Raw genomic sequence first — 23,030 nt, 5'->3', positions numbered from 1 at the left:
TCAGCCCCCCAGGAAAGATTTGCGCACTTCGGGATCGGCCAGCAGTTCCTGACCGGTGCCCGTATATGCGTTGCGGCCCTGGACCAGGACATAACCTTTGTCCGCGATCTCAAGGGCTTGTTTGGCGTTCTGTTCCACCATCAGGATCGGCAACCCGGTGCGGGCAACCTCGATGATGCGGTCGAACAGCTCGTCCATGACGATGGGCGACACGCCAGCGGTGGGCTCGTCCAGCATGAGAACCTTGGGCTGAGTCATCAGCGCGCGGCCCACGGCCACCTGCTGACGCTGACCACCCGAGAGCTCGCCTGCCGGTTGGTTGCGCTTTTCCTTCAGGATCGGGAACAGGTGATAGACCTGCTCCATCGTGTCGCTGAAATCATCGGTACGGATGAAGGCGCCCATTTCCAGGTTTTCCTCCACCGTCATCGAGGTGAAGATATTGCTGGTCTGGGGCACAAAGCCCATCCCCTTGACCACGCGGTCCTGCGGCGAAAGCTGGGTGATATCCTCACCATCCAGACGCACCGCGCCGGAGCGCACGTTCAGCATGCCGAAAACCGCCTTCATCGCGGTGGATTTGCCGGCGCCATTGGGGCCAACGATCACGGCGATCTCGCCCGGGTTCACGGCGATGGTGCAGTCATGCAGGATGTCCGGTCCCTTGCCGTATCCGCCGGTCATGCTATCGCCGATCAGGAAGGGGCTGTCGCCCTCAACCTTGGTGGTGGGGCCGCTCTTGCGGTGGGCAGGCTGCATCGTGCCCGCGCCATGGGTGTTGGTGATCGTGGAATCCTTGTTGCCACGATCGTCCTGATACGGGTTGCCGCTCATGCGTCTGCCCCTATTTTGTCTTTGTTTTTCAGACCGGTGCCCAGGTAAGCTTCGATCACCTGTTCGTTGGCCTTGATCTCGTCCAACGTACCTTCGGCAAGCTTCTTGCCCTCGGCCATGCAGATCACCGGATCGCAGAGGCGGCCGATGAACTCCATGTCGTGTTCGATCACGACGAAGGTATAGCCGCGTTCCTCATTCAGGCGCTTGATCGCATCGGCGATGGTGTAAAGCAGGGTCCGGTTCACGCCGGCGCCGACCTCGTCGAGGAAGACGATCTTGGCGTCCACCATCATGGTGCGGCCCAGTTCCAGCAGCTTCTTCTGCCCGCCGGAGACCTCGCCCGCCTTTAGATCGGCGATATGGCTGATCGTCAGGAACTCCAGCACCTCGTCCGCCTTTGCACGCAGGGCGCGTTCCTCGTTGGCGATGCGCTTGCGGCCAAACCAGGTGTTCCACAGGCTCTCACCCGACTGGCTGCCCGGAACCATCATCAGGTTCTCGCGGCAGGTCATCGAGGAAAACTCATGCGCGATCTGGAAGGTGCGCAGCAATCCCTTGTGGAACAGCTCATGTGGGGGCAGGCCGGTGATATCCTCACCATCCATGGTGACCCGCCCGGATGTGGGTTCAAGAACACCCGCAATCACGTTGAAAAGAGTGGTTTTTCCCGCGCCATTTGGCCCGATCAAACCGGTTATGGAGCCCTTTGCGATTTCAAGCGAAGCGCCATCAACCGCGTGGAACCCGCCGAAGTGCTTGTGCAAGTCCTCGACGACGATCATGTCATTTCATCCCCTAACTGCTTGTTTTTTGCAGTCTTTAAATTTGGAACAGCCCGGACGATGCCGGGCTGATCTCTCGTTTGCGTTATCCTGTTCAGGATTAACGGAATTTCACGGTGGTGTTTGCACCGTCCTTGACTTCGATCTCACGGTAGGAGCCTGCGCTCTCACCGGGGCCGATCAGCTCAACGCCGGTCGCACCCTGGAAGTCGACGTCGCCGCCAGCGGCCAGGATTTCCAGCGCCTTGCCAAGTTCACCGGGGTTGATCGGCTCACCCGGAGCGTTAGCAACTTCCATGATCTTGGGACCGTATTCCGCCGGATCGGTGGAGCCTGCAGCCTGCATAGCCAGCAGGAACAGCGCCGCTGCGTCATAGGATTCCGGCGCATAGGCCGATGTGCCGTCAAAGCCTTCCGCCTTGGCCATTTCGGCAAAGACTTCCGCGCCTTTGGAGTCGGAACCGGCGATCTGGCCAAAGGAGCCATCAAGGTCGGAACCCACGTTCTTGGGCAGGCTGTCACCGATCATGCCACCGGGCAGACCGAAGGTGTCATAGGCGCCGCTGTCCAGCGCCGATTGGATGATGCCCAGGCCGCCTTGGTCCAGATACCCGGCAACCACCAGGATGTCGCCGCCGGCAGAAGCCAGCGAGGCAACCTCGGCGGAATAGTCGCCTTTGCCGTCTTCGTGGGCTGCCACGATGGTGACTTCACCGCCGACCTTTTCAAACGAGGTCTTGATCGCGTCCGCCAGACCCTTGCCGTAGTCGTTGTTGGTGTAGGTCAGGGCGATCGAGCTGATGTCACGCTCCTGCAGGATCTCGGCCATCACTTCGCCTTCACGGGCGTCGGAGGGCGAGGTGCGGAAGAACAGGTCGTTGTCTTCCATGGTGGTCAGCCCGGGCGAGGTCGCCGAAGGGGAGATCATCACCATGCCGTTCGGAATCGCAACGTTCTGCAGGATCGCGCCGGTCACGCCCGAGCAGTCACCGCCGATGATGCCGTTGACGCCTTCAGCGACCAGTTTTTCACCGTTGGCAACAGCCAGACCGTTGTCGATGCAGCCGGTATCTGCGCGTACAGAGGTCACCGAAGCGCCGTCCAGCAGTTTGCCGGATGCGGTGGCTTCTGCCATTGCCATTTCGGCGCCGGCACCCATGGCTGCGGTCAGCGATTCAATCGGGCCGGTAAAGCCAAGCAGAACGCCCAGTTTCACTTCCTTGGCGTGGCCACCAGCAAATGCGGTGCCCGCGGTCAGTGCAACGGCCGTTGTGGCCAGCAGTAGTTTTTTCATTTGAAAACTCCCTTGTTGGAACAAATCTGTTCACATTGGACCCTAGGCAAGGCGTTTGAAAAAAGAAAGTCCATTTGGACCTCGCTTCGCACTCGGCTTGCTTTGGGGCCGATTCCTCCATCATCAGGCACGATTTTTATCTATAAACCCGACTGGGACGTGCCTTTACAGCGTTCCTCCGCAAAGGAAAAGAACACAATCACGCGACTGCGTTGCCAAAATTGGCCGCCAAATGCTCTCCGTGAGAGTGATCCGGGATCGGCCGATCAGGGCCACGTGCAACGACGCACTCAGCGCGGGGCGGCCTGTGTCGATTTACTGCCGCGTTCACGATAAGGTGTGGTGTCATAATGCGCTCGGTAGCATTTCGAAAAATGCGAAGGTGAGGCAAAGCCACAAGCCAGCGCCACGTTGATGACACTCATGTCGGTCTGCATCAGCAGATTACGCGCCTTCTGCAGACGGAGCTCCATATAATACCGCTTGGGGCTGCGGTTTAGATAGCGGCGAAACAGGCGCTCCAGCTGGCGCGTCGACATGCCGACATCCTGCGCCAGGATCGATGGGCTGATCGGCTCTTCGATATTGCTTTCCATCATCTGGATGACCATCGACAGTTTCGGATGGCGCACGCCGATCCGGGTCGGGATCGAAAGGCGCTGGGTGTCCTGATCGGTCCGGATCGACGAATAGATCAGCTGATCGGCCACCGCATTGGCCAGTTCTTCACCGTGGTCATTGGCAATGAGTTTCAGCATCAAATCAATCGAAGAGGTCCCGCCAGCCGTAGACAGCCGGTTCCCATCGATGACGAACACCGACTTTGTCAGCTCAACCTCTTCAAACTCCTCGGAAAAACTATCCGCATTTTCCCAGTGAATGGTTGCGCGTTTTCCGTCCAGAAGCCCGGCCTTGGCCAGTGCGTAGGATGCTGTACACAGCCCTCCCACCTTCAATCCCTTGCGGGCCTCGCGCCGCAGCCAGGACAGCAGCTTCTTGCTTGTGGCGCCCTGAACATCGATCCCAGCGCACAAAAGGATGGTGTCATCGCGCTGCAGTTCGCTGAGGTCACCATCAAGCTGAAAGGTGGTTCCGGCTGAGCAGGTAACCGTCTCTCCGCCTTCTGCGAGCAGCGACCATGAATAAAGCTCGCGCCCACTCATCCGATTGGCAATGCGCAAACATTCAACGGCTGAGGCAAAGGAAAGCATGGAGAACCGTTCGAGCAATACAAAAACGAACCGTTTGGTCGGACCGACGGATTCGGAAAGTTCAACTCGTTTGCGTTGGTTCTGCATGGTGCGGGCCCCTGACTGTTGTGGATAATGCGCAGAGAGTCGGGCTCGTTCTGGCTGTCTTTGACCGTGCTCACAGGAATGCCGCCGGGTCAAGATGTTCAAATTCTGAACTGGCCAGTGGCCACGGGGTTTTGTATACGTGGGGCCCGAAAATACCCAAAGACCTCTTGAGCGGAGAAAAGCTATGAGTGAGTGGCAAAAATCGACCTGGCGCCAGAAACCGCGGGTTCAGATGCCCGACTATACCGACGCGGCGGCCCTTGCGGCCGTCGAGGCGCAGCTTTCCAAGTATCCGCCGCTGGTTTTTGCGGGCGAAGCACGGCGTCTGAAACAGCACCTGGCAGCCGCCGGTCGCGGCGAGGCCTTCCTGCTTCAGGGTGGCGATTGCGCCGAAAGCTTTGAACAGTTCAGCGCCGATGCAATCCGCGACACCTTCAAGGTGATGCTGCAAATGGCGATGGTTCTGACCTATGGCGCCAAGGTGCCGGTGGTGAAGGTGGGCCGGATGGCCGGGCAATTCGCCAAACCGCGCAGTGCCCCGACCGAAGTGGTGGATGGTGTTGAGCTGCCCAGCTACCGCGGTGATATCATCAACGATCTGGCCTTCAACGAGTCCTCGCGGGTGCCAGATCCGAACCGGATGCTGCAGGCCTATACTCAGGCGGCCGCGACTCTGAACCTGCTGCGGGCGTTTTCGACCGGCGGCTACGCGGATGTGAATCAGGTCCACGCCTGGACGCTCGGTTTTACCGAAAGCGAGAAGGCAGAGACCTATCGCGAGATGGCGAACCGGATCACCGACACGCTGGACTTCATGAAAGCAGCCGGGGTCAACAACGACACCGCGCATACGCTGCAGACGGTTGAGTTCTACACCAGCCACGAAGGTCTGCTGCTGGAATATGAAGAGGCGCTGACCCGTCTTGATTCGACCTCCGGCAAATGGCTGGCCGGTTCCGGCCACATGATCTGGATCGGTGACCGCACCCGCCAGCCCGACGGCGCGCATGTGGAGTTCTGCCGCGGTGTTCTGAACCCGATCGGATTGAAGTGCGGCCCGACCACCACCGCCGAGGACCTCAAGGAGTTGATGGCCAAGCTGAATCCCGAGAACGAAGAGGGCCGTTTGACGCTGATCGCCCGCTTCGGCGCCGGGAAGGCAGCGGATCATCTGCCGCGCCTTATCAAGGCGGTGAAGGAAGAGGGCGCCAATGTCACATGGGTCTGTGACCCGATGCATGGCAATACCATTAAGTCCACCAGCGGTTACAAGACCCGGCCCTTTGACAGTGTTCTGCGAGAGGTGCGCGATTTCTTCGCAGTTCACACCAGCGAGGGTACCATTCCCGGCGGCGTGCATTTCGAGATGACCGGTCAGGATGTAACCGAATGCACCGGCGGCGTACGGGCTGTCACCGATGAGAACCTCAGCGACCGCTACCATACGGCCTGTGATCCGCGCCTTAACGCCAGCCAATCGCTGGAACTGGCGTTCCTGGTAGCGGAAGAGCTGTCCACCCTGCGCGGTCAACGCGGTGGCGCCGCTGCGACAGCCGAGGCTGGCTGAAGCTAGGGGCGCTTGCTTTAGGGGGTTGCGCCTAGAGGGCTGATAACAAAAGAAAAGCCGCTCCAGTCGGGGCGGCTTTTTGCTGTGAGCGGCATAGCGGACTTGAAAACGGTGAAGCCTGGCAGAAAAGGGAACGCCCCGGGAGTTCTTCCGCGGGGCGTATTTTCCGGTGCTATGACCTTGGACCGGAATCTCGGCCGGAGTGCTCCGGCTATGTCTGTGCTTAGTCGCGGCTGACCACGAGACGCAGATGTGATCCACGTTTGGGCGCCTTTTGGCTGGCACCGCCGTTTGCGGTTTCACCCGGTTTTTCTGCATCCGGCGTGGCCTTCAGGGTGCCGCGGTCGGCAAGGGCCCGCGCCTCGTCCAGAATGGACTTTTCGGTCGTGAACCGCTCCTGTGTTTCTGCAAAGCCGGGGTTCGGCGTATTGATATCTTGCTTCTCTTCGCGCGGCTTGGCCTTGAATTCGCCATCGGTGCTGCCCTGAGAGATGGTCCGCATCTCGATCGAGGACACCGTGAACCGCTGTGATGTTCCCGTCGGGTTGCCTTCCGAGACGAAGACGCCCAGCGCCCGGCTGACATCGCCAAGATCACTGCGGAGCGGCAGTAGCAACATCCGTGCCTCGCGGCGGCCCCGCAGACGCGAGGGTTCGGTTTGCAGCTCCAGCTCAACGATAGCGGGGGCTTCGAACATATGCTCCAATGCGGCGCTCAGCTGTTTGCGGGCATCGGGGGTGAAGAACGCCGTGATCGGCATTCCACGTACTTCCATGCCTGCCATCTCGTTGACCTTCTGGCCCGCAAGGCGGAACCGGGCGATGCCAGGGGCGACGCGTTCGAGAATGAAGGTCTGGGACAAGATGTTTTCCAGACCACGCGGGTCAATCTGCGATCGGCTGGGAATATCGTCGCCCCGACGCAGGGCTGTCCAGTAGGCTTCTGCCTGGCGCATCGCCGACACGGGGGTGTGGCTGCGGAAGTTGTCCATCGGAACCACCTTGTCGTGACCCTTGTTCTGTCCAGAGCTTTTGCGACCGCCGAAAAACATGTCCGTGTCCTTTTGCTTGCCGGGAGAATCCCGACTGTCTGCGGCGGCAGGTTAAGCTTTCTTAAGACTGCTTAACAATATCCGCCCAAATCCTTACTGCTTCATTAATATGGCACAATATGATTCAAATTATGACTATTTCTTCAAGCAATGGTTAACGGGATCCGGATAGGCCTTCTATACTAAAGAATAAGGCCCGCATCCGTTGTGCTTATCGGCGCCTTTGTGGCAATGTCGCGCGCAGAAAACGACGAAGGGCTAAGTGTATGACTGTGAACAGCATGACAGGATTCGCATCCGCGCAAGGGGGCCTTGATGCGCATAGCTGGGGCTGGGAAATCCGGTCGGTCAACGCCAAGGGTCTGGACCTGCGCCTGCGCATTCCCGATTGGCTGGAGGGTCTGGAACCCTTTGTCAGATCAACACTTTCCAAATCTCTATCGCGCGGGAATATCTCGCTGACCCTGCGTTTGACGCGCCGGGAAGAGGGGGGCGGGCCACTGCAACTGAACCCGGCGGCACTCACGTCGGTGTTGGAGGCACTGGCGCAGACCGAAGCAGCTGCACAGGCGGCGGGAGTGGACCTGAAACCATCGTCGGCATCGGACATTCTAGCCCTGCGCGGGGTGATGGAACACGCGGTGACAGAGGACGACCCGGCGCCTCTGGTGGCCGCGCTGAAGGACGAATTCTTAACCCTTTTGGCGGGCCTCACCGAAATGCGGCGGACCGAAGGCGCCCAATTGCTTAATGTATTGAAGCGTCAACTGGACCAAGTGGAGGCCCTCAGCGCTTCGGCGGCGGCTCTGGCAGAAGAGCGCAAGCCCAGAATCGCGGAAACTCTTAAGACCAATCTTGAACGGGTTCTGGCGAATTCCGATGGCATGGACCCCGACCGTCTGGCGCAGGAACTGGCGCTGATCGCGGTCAAGGCAGACGTGACCGAGGAAATCGACCGTCTTGCCGCCCATGTGCGTGCGGCGCGTGAGTTGTTAGAGGCCGGTGGCCCGATAGGTCGCAAGCTGGATTTCCTGATGCAGGAGTTCAACCGCGAGGCCAATACCCTGTGCTCAAAGGCGCAAAACAGCGATCTGACCGCTGTCGGGCTTGAGCTGAAGGCGATAATAGATCAGATGCGCGAGCAAGTGCAGAACATCGAATGACCCAGACCATAAAATTTGAGGAGAGCAGCTGATGGCTGATCGGCGAGGCCTATTGATCATCCTGTCGTCGCCATCCGGCGCAGGTAAATCCACATTGGCGAAGCGGCTGCGGAGCTGGGACGACAGCATCCGGTTTTCGGTCTCAGCCACCACCCGCGCCCCGCGCGAGGGCGAGGTCGACGGTCAGGATTACCACTTCAGCACGGTGGATGAATTCAAAGCCGCCGTCACCGAAGGCGAGATGCTGGAACACGCGCATGTCTTCGGCAACTTCTACGGCTCTCCCAAGGGGCCGGTGCGGGCGGCGATCAACGCGGGTCAGGATGTGCTGTTTGACATCGATTGGCAGGGTGCGCAGCAGATCCGGAATTCGGACCTTGGCCAGCACACGCTGTCGATCTTCCTCTTGCCGCCCTCGATCCACGAACTGCGCCGCCGACTGGAAAGCCGCGGTCAGGACGATGCCGACACCATCAAGCGGCGGATGGAGAAAAGCTGGGACGAAATCAGCCACTGGGGCAGCTATGACCATGTGCTGATCAACGACGATCTGGACACCACCGAGCAAGCCCTGCGCACGATCATCACCGCGACCCGTCTACGCCGGATTCAGCAACCGCATCTGGTGGATCACGTGCGCGGTCTGCAAGCAGAGTTTGAGGAAATGTCATGACCCTTTACGCCCTTGGAGCAGACAAGCCCGAGATCCACGAAGATACCTGGGTTGCCCCCGATGCCAACCTGGTCGGCAAGGTGGTGATGGAGGCCGGATCTTCGGTCTGGTTCGGCTGCACCATCCGCGCCGACCACGAAGAGATCCGCATCGGCGAAGGATCAAATGTGCAGGAGAACGTCGTCATGCATATTGACGCTGGGTTCCCATTGAGCATCGGCAAGAATTGCACCATCGGTCACAAGGTAATGCTGCATGGCTGCACCATCGGCGAAAACTCCCTGATCGGGATGGGCGCGACCGTGTTGAACGGCGCCAAGATCGGCAAGAACTGCCTGATCGGGGCAGGCGCGCTGATCACCGAGAACAAGGAAATTCCCGATGGCTCCCTGGTCATGGGCGCTCCGGGCAAGGTTGTGCGTCAGGTAGATGAGGCAACAATCGAAAAGCTGAAGTGGAGCGCGCTCCATTACCAGGACAACATGCGCCGCTTTCGTGAAGAACTGCAAAAGGTCGACTAAATGAGAAATTCCAAAGGCTCGCTGATGCGGCCCGATCCGCTTCCCCATAGTGCCAGCCACCCGGTCGTGACGCCGCTCAGCCCCTCGGTGGTTTACGCCAGCGAAACCCCTGATGCGCTGGATGACCAGTATGAAGGCCGAGTGCACGGCTATACCTACTCCCGCGAGGGACATCCGAACGCGGATGTGGTGGCCAAACGTCTGGATGCGATGGAAGGCATGTCGGGCGGGGTTGTCACCGGTTCGGGCATGGCAGCGGTTTCTGCGGTTCTGCTGGGGCTGACAAAGACCGGCGATCACGTGATCGGCGGCAACCAGCTTTATGGCCGCTCGCTGCGCCTCATGAAGGAAGACCTGCCGCGTCTGGGGATCGAAACCAGCCTTGCCGATCCGGCGGATATTGCGGCCGTGCGTGCTGCGATCCGTCCGGAGACCAAGATGATCCTGGTCGAAACCGTGTCGAACCCGACGCTGGCGGTGGCGGATATCGACGGGCTGTCCGCCCTGTGCAAGGAAACCGGCATTCTGCTGGTGGTGGACAATACCTTTACCACTCCGCGCGGGTTTCAGCCGTTCGACCACGGCGCCGATATCGTCATCCATTCGATCACCAAACTGCTGGCCGGCCACTCCGATGTGATGCTGGGCTATGTGGTGGCACGCGATCCGGCGCTGAATGAACGGCTCAGCGTGTTTTCCGTCACCACCGGCATGACGCCCAGCCCGTTTGATTGCTGGCTGGCCGAGCGCGGCATGCTGTCCTTTGAGCTGCGGTTCGAGCGCAGCCAGGCCACGGCTGCGGCGCTGGCCGATCATCTGGCCGGGATGCCGGGTGTCAAGCGCGTGATCTACCCGACGCGCAAAGATCACCCGGATCATGACCGCGCCATGGATCTGCTCAAGGGGCAGGGCTGCAATATGGTCAGCTTCGAACTCGAAGGCGGCCGGGCCGCGGCCAACGCATTTACCCGCGCGGCGGACGGGCTGAACTTTGCCCCGACGCTGGGTGATGTGGGCACCACCCTGTCGCATCCGGCCTCCTCGTCGCACCGGGCCCTGACGCCAGAAGAACGCGCGGGCCTCGGCCTCAGCGAAGGGTTCTTCCGGGTGTCGGTTGGTCTGGAGGACCCGGCGGCGCTACTGGCGGTGTTCTCCGAGGCGGTCGCGGCGGCCGCAGCGTCATAATAAAACCGTTACATTGGAAAGGTACACGGGCCGAACCGCCATCCAAAAGGGGCCAAAGTGCCATGACGCAAGAGCTGATCGAAGGGTTTCTCGAAGCCATCCCGCTGCCTGCGGTGCTGGTAGATCAGACCGAACGCTTCATCGGTGCCAATGCGGCCGGCACCACCCTTTTGGGGCAGCAACTGAAGGGGCGGCACTTCGCCACCATTCTGCGCCAGCCCGGCGTCACCGCTGCAATCGAAGCCTGTCTGCAGGACAAATCTGCGCGCACCGCCCGACATCTGTCCAATGACGGCGCGCAGGACACCACATTCGAGGTGAGCCTGCGCTACGTCCCCGGCATCGGCGCCGTCAATGGCGGCGCCGTACTGTTGTGTTTCACCGACGTGACCGAGCGCGAACAGGCTGGCCAGATGCGCCGCGATTTCGTCGCCAACGTCAGCCATGAATTGCGCACGCCGTTGACCGCGCTGATGGGGTTTATCGAAACCCTGCGCGGCGCCGCCCGCGACGATCCGGCAGCCCGTGATCGCTTCCTGGCGATCATGGAAGGGGAAGCCAGCCGGATGAACCGTCTGGTCGGCGATCTTCTGTCCCTTAACCGCGTCGAAAGCGCGGAGCGGGTGCGGCCAAAAGAAAAACTGGACCTTACGGCGCATCTGACATCCACCCTAAAATCCATGCAGCCGCTGGCTGAGGCCGGCAATGTCGCCCTGTCGCTTGAGGCGCCCGACGAGCCGGTGCATGTCACCGGCGATTCCGATCAGCTGCAACAGGTCTTCACCAACCTGATCGAAAACGCCATCAAATACGGTGGCGATGAGGTGCGCGTGGTGCTGACGCCGATGGAGCGGGATCCGGCCCTGCGCGCTCCGGCGGCCCGCATCCAGGTGATCGACAATGGTCCGGGCATTGATCCGGTACATCTGCCACGCCTGACCGAGCGTTTCTACCGCGCCGACAGCCATCGCTCGCGCGAGCTGGGCGGTACCGGTCTGGGTCTGGCAATCGTCAAACACATCATCAACCGGCACCGGGGCCGACTGAGGGTTGAAAGCGATCTTGGGGCAGGGGCATCCTTCACCGTGATCCTGCCGCAGTAACCTTCCTGCGCCACCATCCGCTTCCGAAAAACGAAGGGTATGAACGCCTCCTTGCGGATTGCACAGGGGCGTATGGGCGCCGTGAACCAGTAGGATAAGGTTTTTGTCACAATTTCCGTCACAATCCGGCGATTGTCATATGCCTGTTACATACCTGTCACAAAAGCCACATGACCGCCCTTTAGCAGGAGGCCAAGATCATCGTGGGGGTGATCGTGAACCTTCTAACACCTCATGGAGACTGAAATGTCCTTTGTGAAACTTTCCGCATCCGCCCTGGCAATCGCTGCCGTTTCGGCCACCGCTGCCGCCGCACGTGATCAGGTGCAGGTTGCCGGCTCCTCGACCGTGCTGCCCTATGCCTCGATCGTTGCCGAAGCCTTTGGCGAAAACTTCGACTTCCCGACACCGGTTGTTGAATCCGGCGGTTCTTCGGCCGGTCTCAAGCGTTTCTGCGAAGGTGTTGGCGAAAACACCATCGACGTTGCGAACGCATCGCGCAAAATCAAAGACAAAGAAATCAAAGCCTGTGCCGAAGCTGGTGTCACCGACATCATCGAAGTCCGTATCGGTTATGACGGCATTGTCTTTGCCTCCGACATCAACGGCAACGGTTTCGAATTCACCCCGACCGACTGGTACCTGGCTCTGTCCGACGAAATCATGGTCGACGGCAAAATGGTCGCCAACCCGAACAAAACCTGGGCCGACGTGAACCCGGCCTTCCCGGCGCAGCCGATCCAGGCCTTCATCCCCGGCACCAAGCACGGCACCCGCGAAGTCTTCGAAGACAAGGTGATCCTGGCAGGCTGCGAAGCCACCGGCGCATTCGAGCACATCCTGGCCGGCGCCGAAGGTGACAGCGACAAAGCCAAGAAGAAAGCAGCCGAGAAAGCCTGTATCTCCCTGCGCACCGACGGCGTCTCCGTGGACATCGACGGTGACTACACCGAGACTCTGGCCCGCATCGAGAGCAACAAAGACGGCATCGGCGTCTTTGGTCTGGCCTTCTACGAGAACAACACCGACAAACTGCAGGTCGCAACCATGTCCGGTATCGTTCCCTCCACCGAAAGCATCGCAACCGGCGAATACCCGGTCTCGCGCCCGCTGTTCTTCTACGTGAAGAAAGCCCACATCGGCGTGATCCCCGGCCTGAAAGAATATGCTGAATTCTTCATCGCCGACGAAGTTGCAGGCCCCGATGGCCCGCTGGCCGAATACGGTCTGGTTGCAGACCCGGAACTGGCGAAAACCCAGGAAGCGGTTGCAAACGAAGACGTAATGGGTGGAAACTCCTAATCATTCCCCCGCTGATCTGATTTGGCCGGGGGACGTTCCCCCGGCCATTTCTCTGTCCAATCGGACACTCTGAATTTTAATCCGCCACCAAACGGAGCCTTTGATGCCGACGTTCTGGCTTGTTGTTCTACTCTGTGTCATCGCGGCCGCCGGATATGTTCTGGGCCGTCGCCGCGCGCTTGCTTCGGCCGGTGGTGACCCCCGCCTGCTGCATTCCCTGCCGAGCTACTACGGCTCTCATGTGGGGTTGAGCGCACTGATCCCGTCTTTGGCGGCTCTGGTGATCTGGCTATTGGCCCAGCCCATGCTGATCGAAAACCGGGTGTCCTCCATGATCCCCGCGGATCTGGTGCCGGAAAACGCCTCGCTCAGCCTCGTGATGAGCGATGTGCGCCGGGTGGCCGAAGGGCTGGATCTGGCGGTTGAGCAGGGCGCGCTGAGCGCCCGTGAAGTGCGCGAATTTGACAGCGAGACCGGCGACCTGCGGGGCATTCTGGGGGAGGTTGGCGTCGCGCTTGGCGCTGATGTGCGTCCCGAAGTTCTGGACGCCGCGCGCGCCTACCGGGGGCTGTCGCACACAGGCCGCACGGCAATGACCGTCGCGGTCCTCTTGCTGGCGCTTGGCGGCTTTGGGTTGGCATATCGCAAGTCGGACAAGGATTTCCGCGCCCGCAACGTGGTGGAGCGGGTTGTCATGGCGCTGCTGATCCTAGCGGCCTCTCTGGCGATCCTGACCACGATCGGCATCGTTCTGTCGATGCTGTTTGAAACCAAGAATTTCTTTGGGCTGCATTCCTGGACCGACTTCTTCTTTGGCACCACCTGGGCGCCGAATTTTCGCGGTGACAGCGAATTGTCGATCCTGCCGCTGCTCTGGGGCACGCTCTATATTTCCTTCATCGCGCTGCTGGTGGCAGTGCCCGTGGGGTTGTTCGCAGCGATCTACCTCTCTGAATACGCCGGCCCGGCGGTGCGCGCCTTCGCCAAGCCTCTGCTGGAGATCCTCGCAGGTATCCCGACCATCGTTTATGGTCTCTTTGCCCTGTTGACTGTCGGCCCCTTGCTGGTGCGCTTCTTCGGTCAGGGCGAAAACGGCGTTCTTGGCGTCGAATGGATGAGCGGCGCCACCTCGGTTCTGACGGCTGGGTTGGTCATGGGCATCATGCTGATCCCCTTTGTCTCGTCCCTGTCCGATGACATCATCAACGCGGTGCCGCAGTCGATGCGCGATGGCTCACTTGGCCTTGGTGCCACCAAATCCGAAACCGTGCGTCAGGTGGTTCTGCCGGCCGCGTTGCCGGGCATCGTCGGCGCCGTGCTGCTGGCAGCCTCGCGCGCCATCGGCGAAACCATGATCGTGGTCATGGGGGCAGGGGCGATTGCCAAATTCTCGCTCAACCCGCTTGAATCGATGACCACCATCACCACCCGCATCGTCAGCCAGCTGACCGGCGACACCGATTTCGCAAGCCCGGAAACGCTGGTCGCCTTCGCTCTGGGCCTGACCCTCTTTGTTCTGACGCTGGGGCTCAATGTTCTGGCCCTCTATATCGTGCGCAAATACCGGGAGCAGTACGACTAATGACCGATATCAGTCACACCTCCGGCGGCTCTGGCGGGCCACAGACGACCAAGGGCGGATCGCTCCTGTCGCAAAGCCCCCGCACCCGCAAACGCAACGCCGCTGAGACCCGGTTCAAGGCCTATGGCATTGCGGCCATCCTTGTGGGCCTGATGATGCTGGCCGTCCTGGTCACCACCATCGTGGGCCGCGGCGCGGGCGCCTTTCAGCAGACCTTTGTCACGTTGAACGTGGAGCTGCTGGAAAGCAAACTCGACAAGAAGGGCAACCGCGACATCGAGGACATCAAGAAGGTCACCACCTTCGGCTATGCCCCGCTGGTCAAGGGCGCGATGCAGGACATGATCGACGCGCGCGGCATCGAAACCGGGCTCAAATCCAAGGACATGGCCGGCCTTCTGTCCAAGAACGCCGTGGCACAGCTGCGGGCCTTTGTGATCGAAAATCCCGACCAGATCGGACAGACGGTCGAGTTCCGCTTTCTCGCGCAAAGCCGCGTTGATGGTTACCTAAAAGGGCGCGTCAACCGCGACAGCATCGAGAATGACAAGAACATCTCGGCCGCGCAGCTGGATCTGGTCGATGCGCTGGTTGCTGAAGGCGTGATCGAGAAGACCTTCAACATCGATTTCATCATCGGCGCGGATGCCTCGGATCAACGCCCAGAGGCCGCCGGCATCGGCGTGTCGATGATGGGTTCCCTGTTCATGATGCTGGTGGTGCTGGCGCTGGCCCTGCCCATTGGGGTTGCAGCCTCGATCTATCTTGAGGAATTTGCGCCCAAGAACTGGCTCACCGATGTGATCGAGGTGAATATCTCGAACCTCGCCGCTGTACCGTCCATCGTCTTTGGTATCCTCGGCCTCGCGGTGTTCATCAACTACATGCACCTGCCGATGTCGGCGCCGCTGGTGGGTGGCTTGGTACTGACGCTGATGACCCTGCCCACGATCATCATCTCGACCCGCGCGGCGTTGAAGGCGGTGCCCCCGTCGATCCGCGATGCGGCACTGGGTGTCGGTGCCTCGAAAATGCAAGCGGTGTTCCACCATGTGCTGCCGCTGGCCGCGCCCGGCATCCTGACCGGCACCATCATCGGCCTGGCGCAGGCACTGGGCGAAACCGCGCCGCTCTTGCTGATCGGCATGGTGGGCTTCATCGCCTCCAACGCGCCGGAAACCCTGGCCGATGGTCTGCTGGCGCCGAACTCGGCCATGCCCGCGCAGATCTATGAATGGGCCAAACGCGCCGACCCGGCCTTTTACGAGAGGGCCTGGGGCGGCATCATTATCCTTTTGGTTTTCCTCGTAACCATGAATACGGTGGCCGTGATCCTGCGCCGCCGCTTTGAACGCCGCTGGTAGGGGGCACCGATATGAACGACATGAGTAGACTGGATAAGACTGTGACCAACACGATCAAAATCTCGGCCAGCGACGTCAACGTCTATTACGGCGACACCCACGCGATCAAAGACGTCAATGTCGAGATCGAAGACAATACCGTGACCGCCTTTATCGGTCCTTCGGGCTGTGGCAAGTCGACCTTCCTGCGTTGCCTGAACCGGATGAATGACACCATCGACATCTGCCGCGTCACCGGCAAGATCCTGCTGGACGGCGAAGACATCTATGACAAGCGGGTCGATCCGGTGCAGCTGCGCGCCAAGGTTGGCATGGTGTTCCAGAAACCGAACCCCTTCCCGAAATCGATCTATGACAACGTGGCCTATGGCCCGCGCATTCACGGGCTGGCCCGGAGCAAGGCCGAACTGGATGAGATCGTCGAAAAATCCCTGCGCCGCGGCGCCATATGGGATGAGGTAAAGGACCGCCTGCATGCGCCCGGCACCGGCCTGTCCGGTGGTCAGCAGCAGCGTCTGTGCATCGCCCGCGCCGTGGCGACCGAACCCGAAGTCCTGCTGATGGACGAGCCGTGTTCGGCGCTGGACCCGATCGCGACCGCCCAGGTCGAAGAGCTGATCGACGAGCTGCGCGCGAGCTATTCGGTGGTGATCGTCACCCACTCGATGCAGCAAGCGGCCCGCGTCAGCCAGAAAACCGCCTTCTTTCACCTCGGCAACCTGGTTGAGTTCGGCAACACCGGTCAGATCTTCACCAACCCCGAAGATCCGCGGACCGAAAGCTACATTACCGGCCGTATCGGCTGATCCCTCATTGCAAGGACTGAGACATGGAAGAGCAACATATCGCATCCGCATTTGACCGGGATCTGGAGGCGATCCAGGCCCGGATCATGAAAATGGGCGGGCTGGTCGAAGCCGCCATCATGGAATCCGCGCGCGCGCTGGAAACCCGGGACGAGGAACTGGCCCAGAAGGTGCGCGCCGACGACAAGGCCATCGACGGGCTCGAAGAGCTGATCAACGAGGAAGCTGCTCGGGTGATCGCCATCCGCGCCCCGGCCGCGGTGGATCTGCGCGTGGTGCTGTCGGTGATGAAGATCGCCGGCAATCTGGAACGCATCGGCGATTACGCCAAGAATATCGCCAAACGCACCGGGGTCCTGATCCAGGGCCATGATGCGCTGGACAGCGCCGCCGCCCTGCGCCGGATGGCGCGTGAGGTTGAACTGATGCTGAAGGATGCGCTGGACGCCTATATCCAGCGCGATGTCGAACTGGCGGGCGATGTGATCACCCGCGACCGCGACGTCGACCAGATGTATAATGCGCTATTCCGCGAATTCCTGACCCATATGATGGAAGATCCGCGCAACATCACGCCCTGTATGCATCTACATTTCATCGCCAAGAACATCGAACGCATGGGCGATCACGTGACCTCGATCTGCGAAGAGCTGATCTACTTGGTTACCGGCAGCCGTCCCGAGGACGACCGGCCCAAGGCCGATACCACCTCAACCACTCCGCAGGAGGTCTAAGACATGGCTGCCGATCAGCCCACTGTTCTGGTCGTCGAGGACGAATTGGCCCAACGTGAAGTGCTGGCCTACAACCTCGAAGCAGACGGGTTCCGTGTGATCCGCGCCGAAAACGGCGAAGAGGCGCTGCTTTTGGTCGAGGAGGACACGCCGGACATCATCGTTCTGGACTGGATGATGCCGAACCTCAGCGGGATCGAAGTCTGCCGCCGCCTGAAGACACGGCCCGAAACCCGCGGCATTCCGATCATCATGCTCTCGGCCCGTTCCGAAGAGGTGGACAAGGTGCGCGGTCTGGAAACCGGCGCTGACGACTACGTGGTAAAACCCTATTCGGTGATCGAGCTGATGGCGCGGGTGCGGACCCAGTTGCGCCGGGTGCGTCCGTCCACCGTTGGCGTGCGGCTGGAGTTTGACGACATCATTCTGGATGCGGAGACCCACAAGGTCAGCCGTTCGGACCAGCCCCTGAAACTGGGGCCGACCGAATTCCGCCTGCTGTCGACCTTCATGGAAAAGCCGGGCCGGGTCTGGAGCCGGGAACAGCTGCTGGACCGGGTCTGGGGCCGCGACATCTACGTCGACACCCGCACCGTCGACGTACATATCGGGCGGCTGCGTAAGGCGCTGACCCAGCATGGCGGCGACGATCCTGTGCGCACGGTGCGCGGCGCAGGTTACGCGCTCGGCTAATTCTTCCAAATTTGCGTGCTCCGCTTGGTCCCATGGATTGGGCCACAGCGGCGCACGCAGGGTGCACGATTGGTGTGCGGTGGGGTACGGACGCCCCCCCCTTTGTTTTGCCTAGTGGTTGGGCGTGGTTCAACGCGGCAGCGGATCTTCGGGCTGCGCCTTGGTGGCCAGCCAGTCGCGGAATTTGCGCAGCGCGGGCGCGTTGGATTTGCTGGTCGGCCAGACCAGATAATAGGCGCCGCGCGTTTCTGTCGGGGCAGGGTGCAGCGCCACCAACCGCCCGGTCGCCAGATCTTGCTCCACCAGATAATCCGGCATCAAGGCGACCCCCAACCCGTGCATTGCGGCCTGAGTAATGGTTGCAAATTGATCATACATGGTACCACTAACGGTCTCTGGCGCCTCCACGCCTTGTGCGGCAAACCAATCCGACCAGGCCTCGGGGCGGGTCTGAATATGCAAGAGTGGAAGGTTCAGAATGTCTTTGGGGCCGCGCAAGGCCGTGCCGACCACCAGATCCGGCGCGCAGACCGGTAAAAGCTGTTCATGTTTCAACAACAGGGCGTCGGTGCCCGGCCATTCTGCGCGGCCAAAATGGATCGCCGCATCAAAGGGTTCGCTGGCAAAGCTGAAAGGCTCCAGCCGCGTCGTCATATTGATGGTAACATCCGGATGCAGCCGAGCAAATTCCGGCAGGCGCGGCATCAGCCAGCGCATGCCAAAGGCCGGAAGGATCGCGAGATTCAGCGTTCCAGCCAAGGGCGCGGTCTGAAGGCGCAGCGTCGACTGGGCAATCTGGTTCAGCGCGGCACGGATTTCTCCGGCGTATTCCTGCGCTTCGGCCGACAGGGTCAGTTTTTTCTTGTCCCGGTGCACCAGATCCAGCCCCAGTTGCCGTTCGAGCGCCTGCAGTTGGCGGCTCACCGCGCCTTGGGTCAGCGACAATTCGGCCGCCGCCGCCGATGCACTGCCCAAACGATCCAGTGCCTCGAGCGCGCGCAGGGCAGAAATGGACGGGAGAAAACGACGTGGTGCACTCATGTATGCTTTTTACTCATATATGCTTGCAAAAGTCTCGCTGTTTTTTTCCTTAACCCACCGTTAGGGTCGCCGCAGGTTTCAACATCAACGACAAAGGGGCAAGACATGACCGATGCACCTAAACTGCGGGCTAAGGATGCGCCCGATCTGAGCGGCTTCAACTGGGAAGATCCGCTGCGTCTGGACGACCAGCTGAACGAAGATGAGCGCATGATCGCTGCTTCGGCCCGTGCCTATGCGCAGGAAAAGCTGCAGCCGCGCGTTACCGAAGCATATGAAAACGAACACACAGATCCCGCCATTTTCCGCGAGATGGGCGAGATGGGTCTGCTGGGCACCACCATCCCCGAGGAATACGGCGGGTTGGGCGCAGGCTATGTGTCTTACGGCCTGGTTGCGCGCGAAGTTGAGCGCGTCGACAGCGGTTATCGCTCGATGATGTCGGTGCAAAGCTCGCTGGTGATGTACCCGATCTATGCCTATGGCAGCGAAGAGCAGCGCAAGAAGTACCTGCCGAAACTGGCATCTGGTGAATGGATCGGCTGCTTTGGCCTGACCGAGCCCGATGCCGGCTCTGATCCCGCAGGCATGAAAACCCGCGCCGAGAAGACCGCGACTGGCTACAAGCTGACCGGCTCCAAGATGTGGATTTCGAACGCGCCGATCGCCGATGTCTTTGTCGTATGGGCAAAATCCGAAGAGCACGGCGGCAAGATCCGTGGCTTCGTGCTGGAAAAAGGCATGAAGGGCCTCTCCGCGCCGAAAATCCAAAACAAGGCGTCGCTGCGTGCCTCCATCACCGGTGAAATCGTCATGGATGGCGTCGAAGTCGGTGAAAACGCGCTGCTGCCGCACGTGCAAGGACTCAAAGGTCCGTTCGGCTGTCTGAACCGCGCACGTTACGGCATCAGCTGGGGTGCGATGGGCGCCGCCGAAGCCTGCTGGCACGCCGCACGTCAGTATGGTCTGGACCGCACCCAGTTCGGACGTCCGCTGGCCAACACCCAGCTGTTCCAGCTGAAACTGGCCAATATGCAGACCGAAATCACCCTTGGCCTGCAGGCCTCGCTGCGTGTTGGTCGCTTGATGGACGCCGCCAATGCCGCGCCCGAGATGATCTCGATCGTCAAGCGGAACAACTGTGGCAAGGCGCTGGACATCGCCCGCATGGCCCGCGACATGCACGGCGGTAACGGCATCAGCCTGGAATTCCAGGTCATCCGCCACATGGTGAACCTGGAAACGGTCAACACCTATGAGGGCACGCACGACGTTCACGCGCTGATCCTGGGTCGCGCTCAGACCGGTCTGCAGGCGTTCTTTTAACGAATAGCGCCAAAATCCGGGGCCAGATCGTTAATTTCCGCAGTCTGGCCCCGATTGACTGACATCAGTCTCGAAACCGCAAGTGCCCACCGGCCTTGCGGTTTTGCATTTCAGGCCTGCAATAGTGCAGATAGCCCTCGTCCTCACATCACTGCAAAGACAAAGGCACAGGATTTTCGCTCGTTTCCCTTCGAAATGGATCCAAAACGGTAAAGGCGGAGGTTAACGCTGAAGCAGAAGCAAGGGATGCTTCAAATTGCCCGTGCTTATTTTTAGCAACCTCCTGCGCGGTCAGCTGCCGTCCATCCACCATTTACCGAAGTTAACCGCCACGGGATACCATCAGCATTTGAGCATGGCGTTGAGGCCAAGTTCTCAAGCATGGGCGTAAATACCCAAATAGCCCTGAAGTCCGAAGGTTCGACGTGAATCCATAGAAAATCGCAAAGGGTAGGGAGGGGCGCATTCCCCTTCTTGTGCGGCTAAGCGCCGGACCTGCGTTTCTGCAAGTCGCAACATGCAAAATTGCCCCGGTGTTTTTGCAATAACACCGGCAGAAATTGAAGGGCGGCTTTGCAGTATCCTTCGTACTTAATTCTTTTTTAACAGTGTTTTACGAGGGCGTACAGGGGCGTGCGGTAACAATTTTAATGAAAGGGCTTTCCTCCCTCTCATCGAATATATATATGCTTTTACGAATATGTATTGAGCGCGTTGACACCTGATCGGGTGCGCGGCGCGATCCATTCTCAGGAAAGCCTCCGCAATGTCTTCGCCACTGTCCCGCATCGACTTGAAATCCCTGTTTCCAATTTTGGACTGGGGACGACGGTATGACCGCCCTGATTTCACCGGGGATATGACAGCGGCAGTGATCGTCACGATCATGCTTATCCCGCAGTCACTGGCCTATGCCTTGCTCGCCGGGCTACCTGCCGAGGTCGGGCTTTACGCGTCGATCCTGCCTTTGGTGGCCTATGCGATCTTCGGCACCTCGCGTGCCCTGGCCGTGGGGCCGGTCGCCGTGGTGTCGTTGATGAGCGCATCTGCGCTGGCGCCGCTGGGTCTGGACACTGTTGCAGAGTTCACTGCCGCCGCCGCCGTGCTGGCACTGCTGTCCGGCTTGATGCTGGCAACGATGGGGGCCTTGCGTCTGGGTGTGGTGGCCAACCTGCTGTCGCATCCCGTGATCGCTGGGTTCATTACGGCCTCGGGGCTGCTGATCGCAGTTAGCCAGATGAAGCATTTGTTGGGCATTCCGGCGCATGGTCACAATCTGCCGGAAATTCTGCTGTCGCTGGGGCAGGGGCTTGGTCAGGTCAATTTCTGGACCCTCGGGGTCGGCGCGCTGGCCCTCGGCTTTTTGATCTGGGTGCGCCGACATATGGCGAACGTGCTGCACCAAAAGGTCGGCCTGTCAAAAGGCGCCGCCGGAACCGCAGCCCGGGTTGGCCCGGTCTTTGCCGTCATCGGAACGATCGTATTGTCCTGGGCGCTGAACCTGCCTGAGATGGGGGTTTCCGTGGTGGGCGAGGTGCCGACCGGTCTGCCGCCGATTGGCCTGCCGATGATCGACTGGGCGCTGGTTCCGGCCCTGATTGGTCCTGCAGCGCTGATCACCATTATCGGCTATGTTGAAAGTGTCTCGGTCGCGCAGACCTTGGCCGCCAAGCGCCGCCAGAAAATTGATCCAAACCAAGAGCTTAAAGCCCTTGGCGCTGCGAACTTGGCCTCTGCCTTGTCTGGTGGCTATTCGGTGACAGGCGGTTTTGCTCGATCGGTCGTTAACTTTGACGCCGGTGCGCGCACCCCGGCTGCGGGCGCCTTTACCGCCGTTGGGCTGACCTTTGCCGCCATGTTTTTGACTCCGCTGCTGTATTTTCTTCCCAAGGCAACACTGGCAGCGACCATCATCATTGCGGTCCTTTCACTGGTTGATTTGAAGATTCTCAAAACTGCCTGGACCTATTCCAAAGCCGATTTCGCCGCGGTTCTGACCACGATCCTGCTGACGCTGTTGGTTGGTGTGGAAACCGGTGTCGCTGCTGGTGTGCTGGTCTCGCTTTTGTTGTTCGTGTGGAAGACCTCGCGCCCGCACGTGGCCGAGGTGGGGCAGGTGCCGGGAACCGAGCATTTCCGTAACATTCACCGCCATAACGTGGTGACCGATCCTTCGCTCGTCACGCTCCGGATCGACGAAAGCCTGTACTTCGCCAACGCGCGGCGTATGGAGGACCTGATCCTGGCGCGCGTGCACGAAGGCCGTGATGAGATCAAACACGTCGTGCTGATGTGCTCCGCAGTGAACGAAATCGATCTGAGTGCGCTTGAATCGCTTGAGGAAATGAACCAACGGCTGTCTGACATGGGGATCCAGCTGCATATGTCCGAGGTTAAAGGGCCAGTCATGGATCGTCTGAAACGCAGCCATTTCCTGGATGCGCTGAGCGGCCAGATCTTCCTGTCCCAGAATGAAGCCTTTGAAACGCTGAGCGCAGCACAGCCGCGTGACAAGATCAGCGCATAGGCGCGCAATACAGCAACCTGATTGAGTGTCGACAGGGCGCATCATAGTGGCGCCCTGTCGTGATGGCTCAAGGGTCGTTGCGACAGTATCCGCTATCTCAGTTTCATCATCTCTTCTCTGAACGCCTCGAGTGGGGTGCGCCATCCAAGGCACTTTCTAGGCGTGCCGTTCAGGCGGTCAC

Annotated in this window: 20 protein-coding genes; 14 read left to right on the top strand and 6 right to left on the bottom strand. The window is 60.1% G+C overall.

Annotated features, from left to right (window positions below):
• The 4 genes from SM764_RS17715 to SM764_RS17700 all read right to left on the bottom strand — a co-directional run bounded on the left by SM764_RS17715 (nt 1) and on the right by SM764_RS17700 (nt 4,211).
• Nucleotides 1-834, bottom strand: a complete 834-nt coding sequence (locus SM764_RS17715) for an ABC transporter ATP-binding protein (RefSeq protein WP_274834128.1) — start codon at nt 832-834, stop codon at nt 1-3.
• A complete protein-coding gene (locus SM764_RS17710; protein ID WP_065270269.1) occupies nt 831-1,619 on the bottom strand; it encodes an ABC transporter ATP-binding protein in 789 nt (262 codons plus the stop codon). The genes SM764_RS17715 and SM764_RS17710 overlap by 4 nt, the downstream gene beginning before the upstream one ends.
• 100 nt (nt 1,620-1,719) lie before the next feature.
• Nucleotides 1,720-2,913 (bottom strand): ABC transporter substrate-binding protein, encoded by a 1,194-nt coding sequence (locus SM764_RS17705; protein ID WP_065270270.1) that lies wholly within the window; start codon nt 2,911-2,913, stop codon nt 1,720-1,722.
• Nucleotides 2,914-3,203: 290 nt separating this feature from the next.
• A complete protein-coding gene (locus SM764_RS17700; RefSeq protein WP_065270271.1) occupies nt 3,204-4,211 on the bottom strand; it encodes a GlxA family transcriptional regulator in 1,008 nt (335 codons plus the stop codon).
• Between the two features lie 184 nt (nt 4,212-4,395).
• Between SM764_RS17700 and SM764_RS17695 the strand changes: the two genes are divergently transcribed.
• Nucleotides 4,396-5,778: a class II 3-deoxy-7-phosphoheptulonate synthase gene (locus SM764_RS17695; protein ID WP_274839177.1), complete on the top strand. Its 1,383-nt coding sequence runs from the start codon at nt 4,396-4,398 to the stop codon at nt 5,776-5,778.
• A 223-nt stretch (nt 5,779-6,001) separates the two neighbouring features.
• Here SM764_RS17695 and SM764_RS17690 read toward each other — a convergent pair whose 3' ends face one another.
• Entirely contained in the window at nt 6,002-6,829 is an 828-nt protein-coding gene (locus tag SM764_RS17690) for a PAS domain-containing protein (protein ID WP_369002379.1), read from the bottom strand.
• A gap of 266 nt (nt 6,830-7,095) precedes the next feature.
• Here SM764_RS17690 and SM764_RS17685 point away from each other — a divergent pair, with 266 nt between their 5' ends.
• The 11 genes from SM764_RS17685 (at nt 7,096) to phoB (ending at nt 17,955) form a co-directional block, all read left to right on the top strand.
• Nucleotides 7,096-7,992 carry a YicC/YloC family endoribonuclease gene (locus tag SM764_RS17685; protein ID WP_369002378.1) on the top strand — a complete coding sequence of 299 codons (897 nt, stop codon included), beginning with the start codon at nt 7,096-7,098 and terminating at the stop codon, nt 7,990-7,992.
• 31 nt (nt 7,993-8,023) lie between these two features.
• Complete coding sequence (gmk, locus tag SM764_RS17680; protein WP_065270275.1) at nt 8,024-8,665, top strand: guanylate kinase; 642 nt, start codon at nt 8,024-8,026, stop codon at nt 8,663-8,665.
• Nucleotides 8,662-9,186 carry a gamma carbonic anhydrase family protein gene (locus SM764_RS17675; RefSeq protein ID WP_065270276.1) on the top strand — a complete coding sequence of 175 codons (525 nt, stop codon included), beginning with the start codon at nt 8,662-8,664 and terminating at the stop codon, nt 9,184-9,186. The genes gmk and SM764_RS17675 overlap by 4 nt, the downstream gene beginning before the upstream one ends.
• Nucleotides 9,187-10,371, top strand: a complete 1,185-nt coding sequence (locus tag SM764_RS17670; RefSeq protein WP_065270277.1) for a trans-sulfuration enzyme family protein — start codon at nt 9,187-9,189, stop codon at nt 10,369-10,371.
• A gap of 62 nt (nt 10,372-10,433) precedes the next feature.
• On the top strand, nt 10,434-11,474 hold the full coding sequence (locus tag SM764_RS17665; protein WP_274832244.1) for an ATP-binding protein: 1,041 nt from the start codon (nt 10,434-10,436) through the stop codon (nt 11,472-11,474).
• A gap of 246 nt (nt 11,475-11,720) precedes the next feature.
• Entirely contained in the window at nt 11,721-12,776 is a 1,056-nt protein-coding gene (locus SM764_RS17660) for a substrate-binding domain-containing protein (protein WP_274832245.1), read from the top strand.
• 103 nt (nt 12,777-12,879) lie between these two features.
• Nucleotides 12,880-14,358, top strand: a complete 1,479-nt coding sequence (pstC, locus tag SM764_RS17655; RefSeq protein WP_065270279.1) for a phosphate ABC transporter permease subunit PstC — start codon at nt 12,880-12,882, stop codon at nt 14,356-14,358.
• Nucleotides 14,358-15,722, top strand: a complete 1,365-nt coding sequence (gene pstA, locus SM764_RS17650) for a phosphate ABC transporter permease PstA (protein ID WP_369002377.1) — start codon at nt 14,358-14,360, stop codon at nt 15,720-15,722. The genes pstC and pstA overlap by 1 nt, the downstream gene beginning before the upstream one ends.
• 11 nt (nt 15,723-15,733) lie before the next feature.
• Nucleotides 15,734-16,528: a phosphate ABC transporter ATP-binding protein PstB gene (pstB, locus tag SM764_RS17645; protein ID WP_065270281.1), complete on the top strand. Its 795-nt coding sequence runs from the start codon at nt 15,734-15,736 to the stop codon at nt 16,526-16,528.
• 23 nt (nt 16,529-16,551) lie between these two features.
• The gene (gene phoU / locus SM764_RS17640) at nt 16,552-17,262 is read left to right on the top strand and encodes a phosphate signaling complex protein PhoU (RefSeq protein WP_065270282.1); all 711 of its coding nucleotides are present in this window, start codon (nt 16,552-16,554) and stop codon (nt 17,260-17,262) included.
• 3 nt (nt 17,263-17,265) lie between these two features.
• A complete protein-coding gene (gene phoB / locus SM764_RS17635; RefSeq protein ID WP_065270283.1) occupies nt 17,266-17,955 on the top strand; it encodes a phosphate regulon transcriptional regulator PhoB in 690 nt (229 codons plus the stop codon).
• Between the two features lie 129 nt (nt 17,956-18,084).
• Here the strand turns inward: phoB and SM764_RS17630 are convergent, their stop codons facing one another.
• Nucleotides 18,085-18,996: a LysR family transcriptional regulator gene (locus SM764_RS17630; RefSeq protein ID WP_274828116.1), complete on the bottom strand. Its 912-nt coding sequence runs from the start codon at nt 18,994-18,996 to the stop codon at nt 18,085-18,087.
• A 105-nt stretch (nt 18,997-19,101) separates the two neighbouring features.
• Between SM764_RS17630 and SM764_RS17625 the strand changes: the two genes are divergently transcribed.
• Both SM764_RS17625 and SM764_RS17620 read left to right on the top strand, forming a co-directional pair.
• On the top strand, nt 19,102-20,322 hold the full coding sequence (locus tag SM764_RS17625) for an acyl-CoA dehydrogenase (RefSeq protein WP_368946582.1): 1,221 nt from the start codon (nt 19,102-19,104) through the stop codon (nt 20,320-20,322).
• 766 nt (nt 20,323-21,088) lie between these two features.
• Nucleotides 21,089-22,849, top strand: coding sequence for a SulP family inorganic anion transporter (locus tag SM764_RS17620; RefSeq protein ID WP_065270286.1), 1,761 nt, complete (start codon nt 21,089-21,091; stop codon nt 22,847-22,849).
• The last annotated feature ends 181 nt before the right edge of the window (nt 22,850-23,030 follow it).

Origin of the sequence: Pseudophaeobacter sp. 1A16562 (assembly GCF_041008785.1) — a bacterium.
GTDB lineage: Bacteria > Pseudomonadota > Alphaproteobacteria > Rhodobacterales > Rhodobacteraceae > Phycobacter > Phycobacter gallaeciensis_A.
Note: the sequence above shows the minus strand (reverse complement) of the source record. Positions and strands in the feature narration are given on the sequence as shown.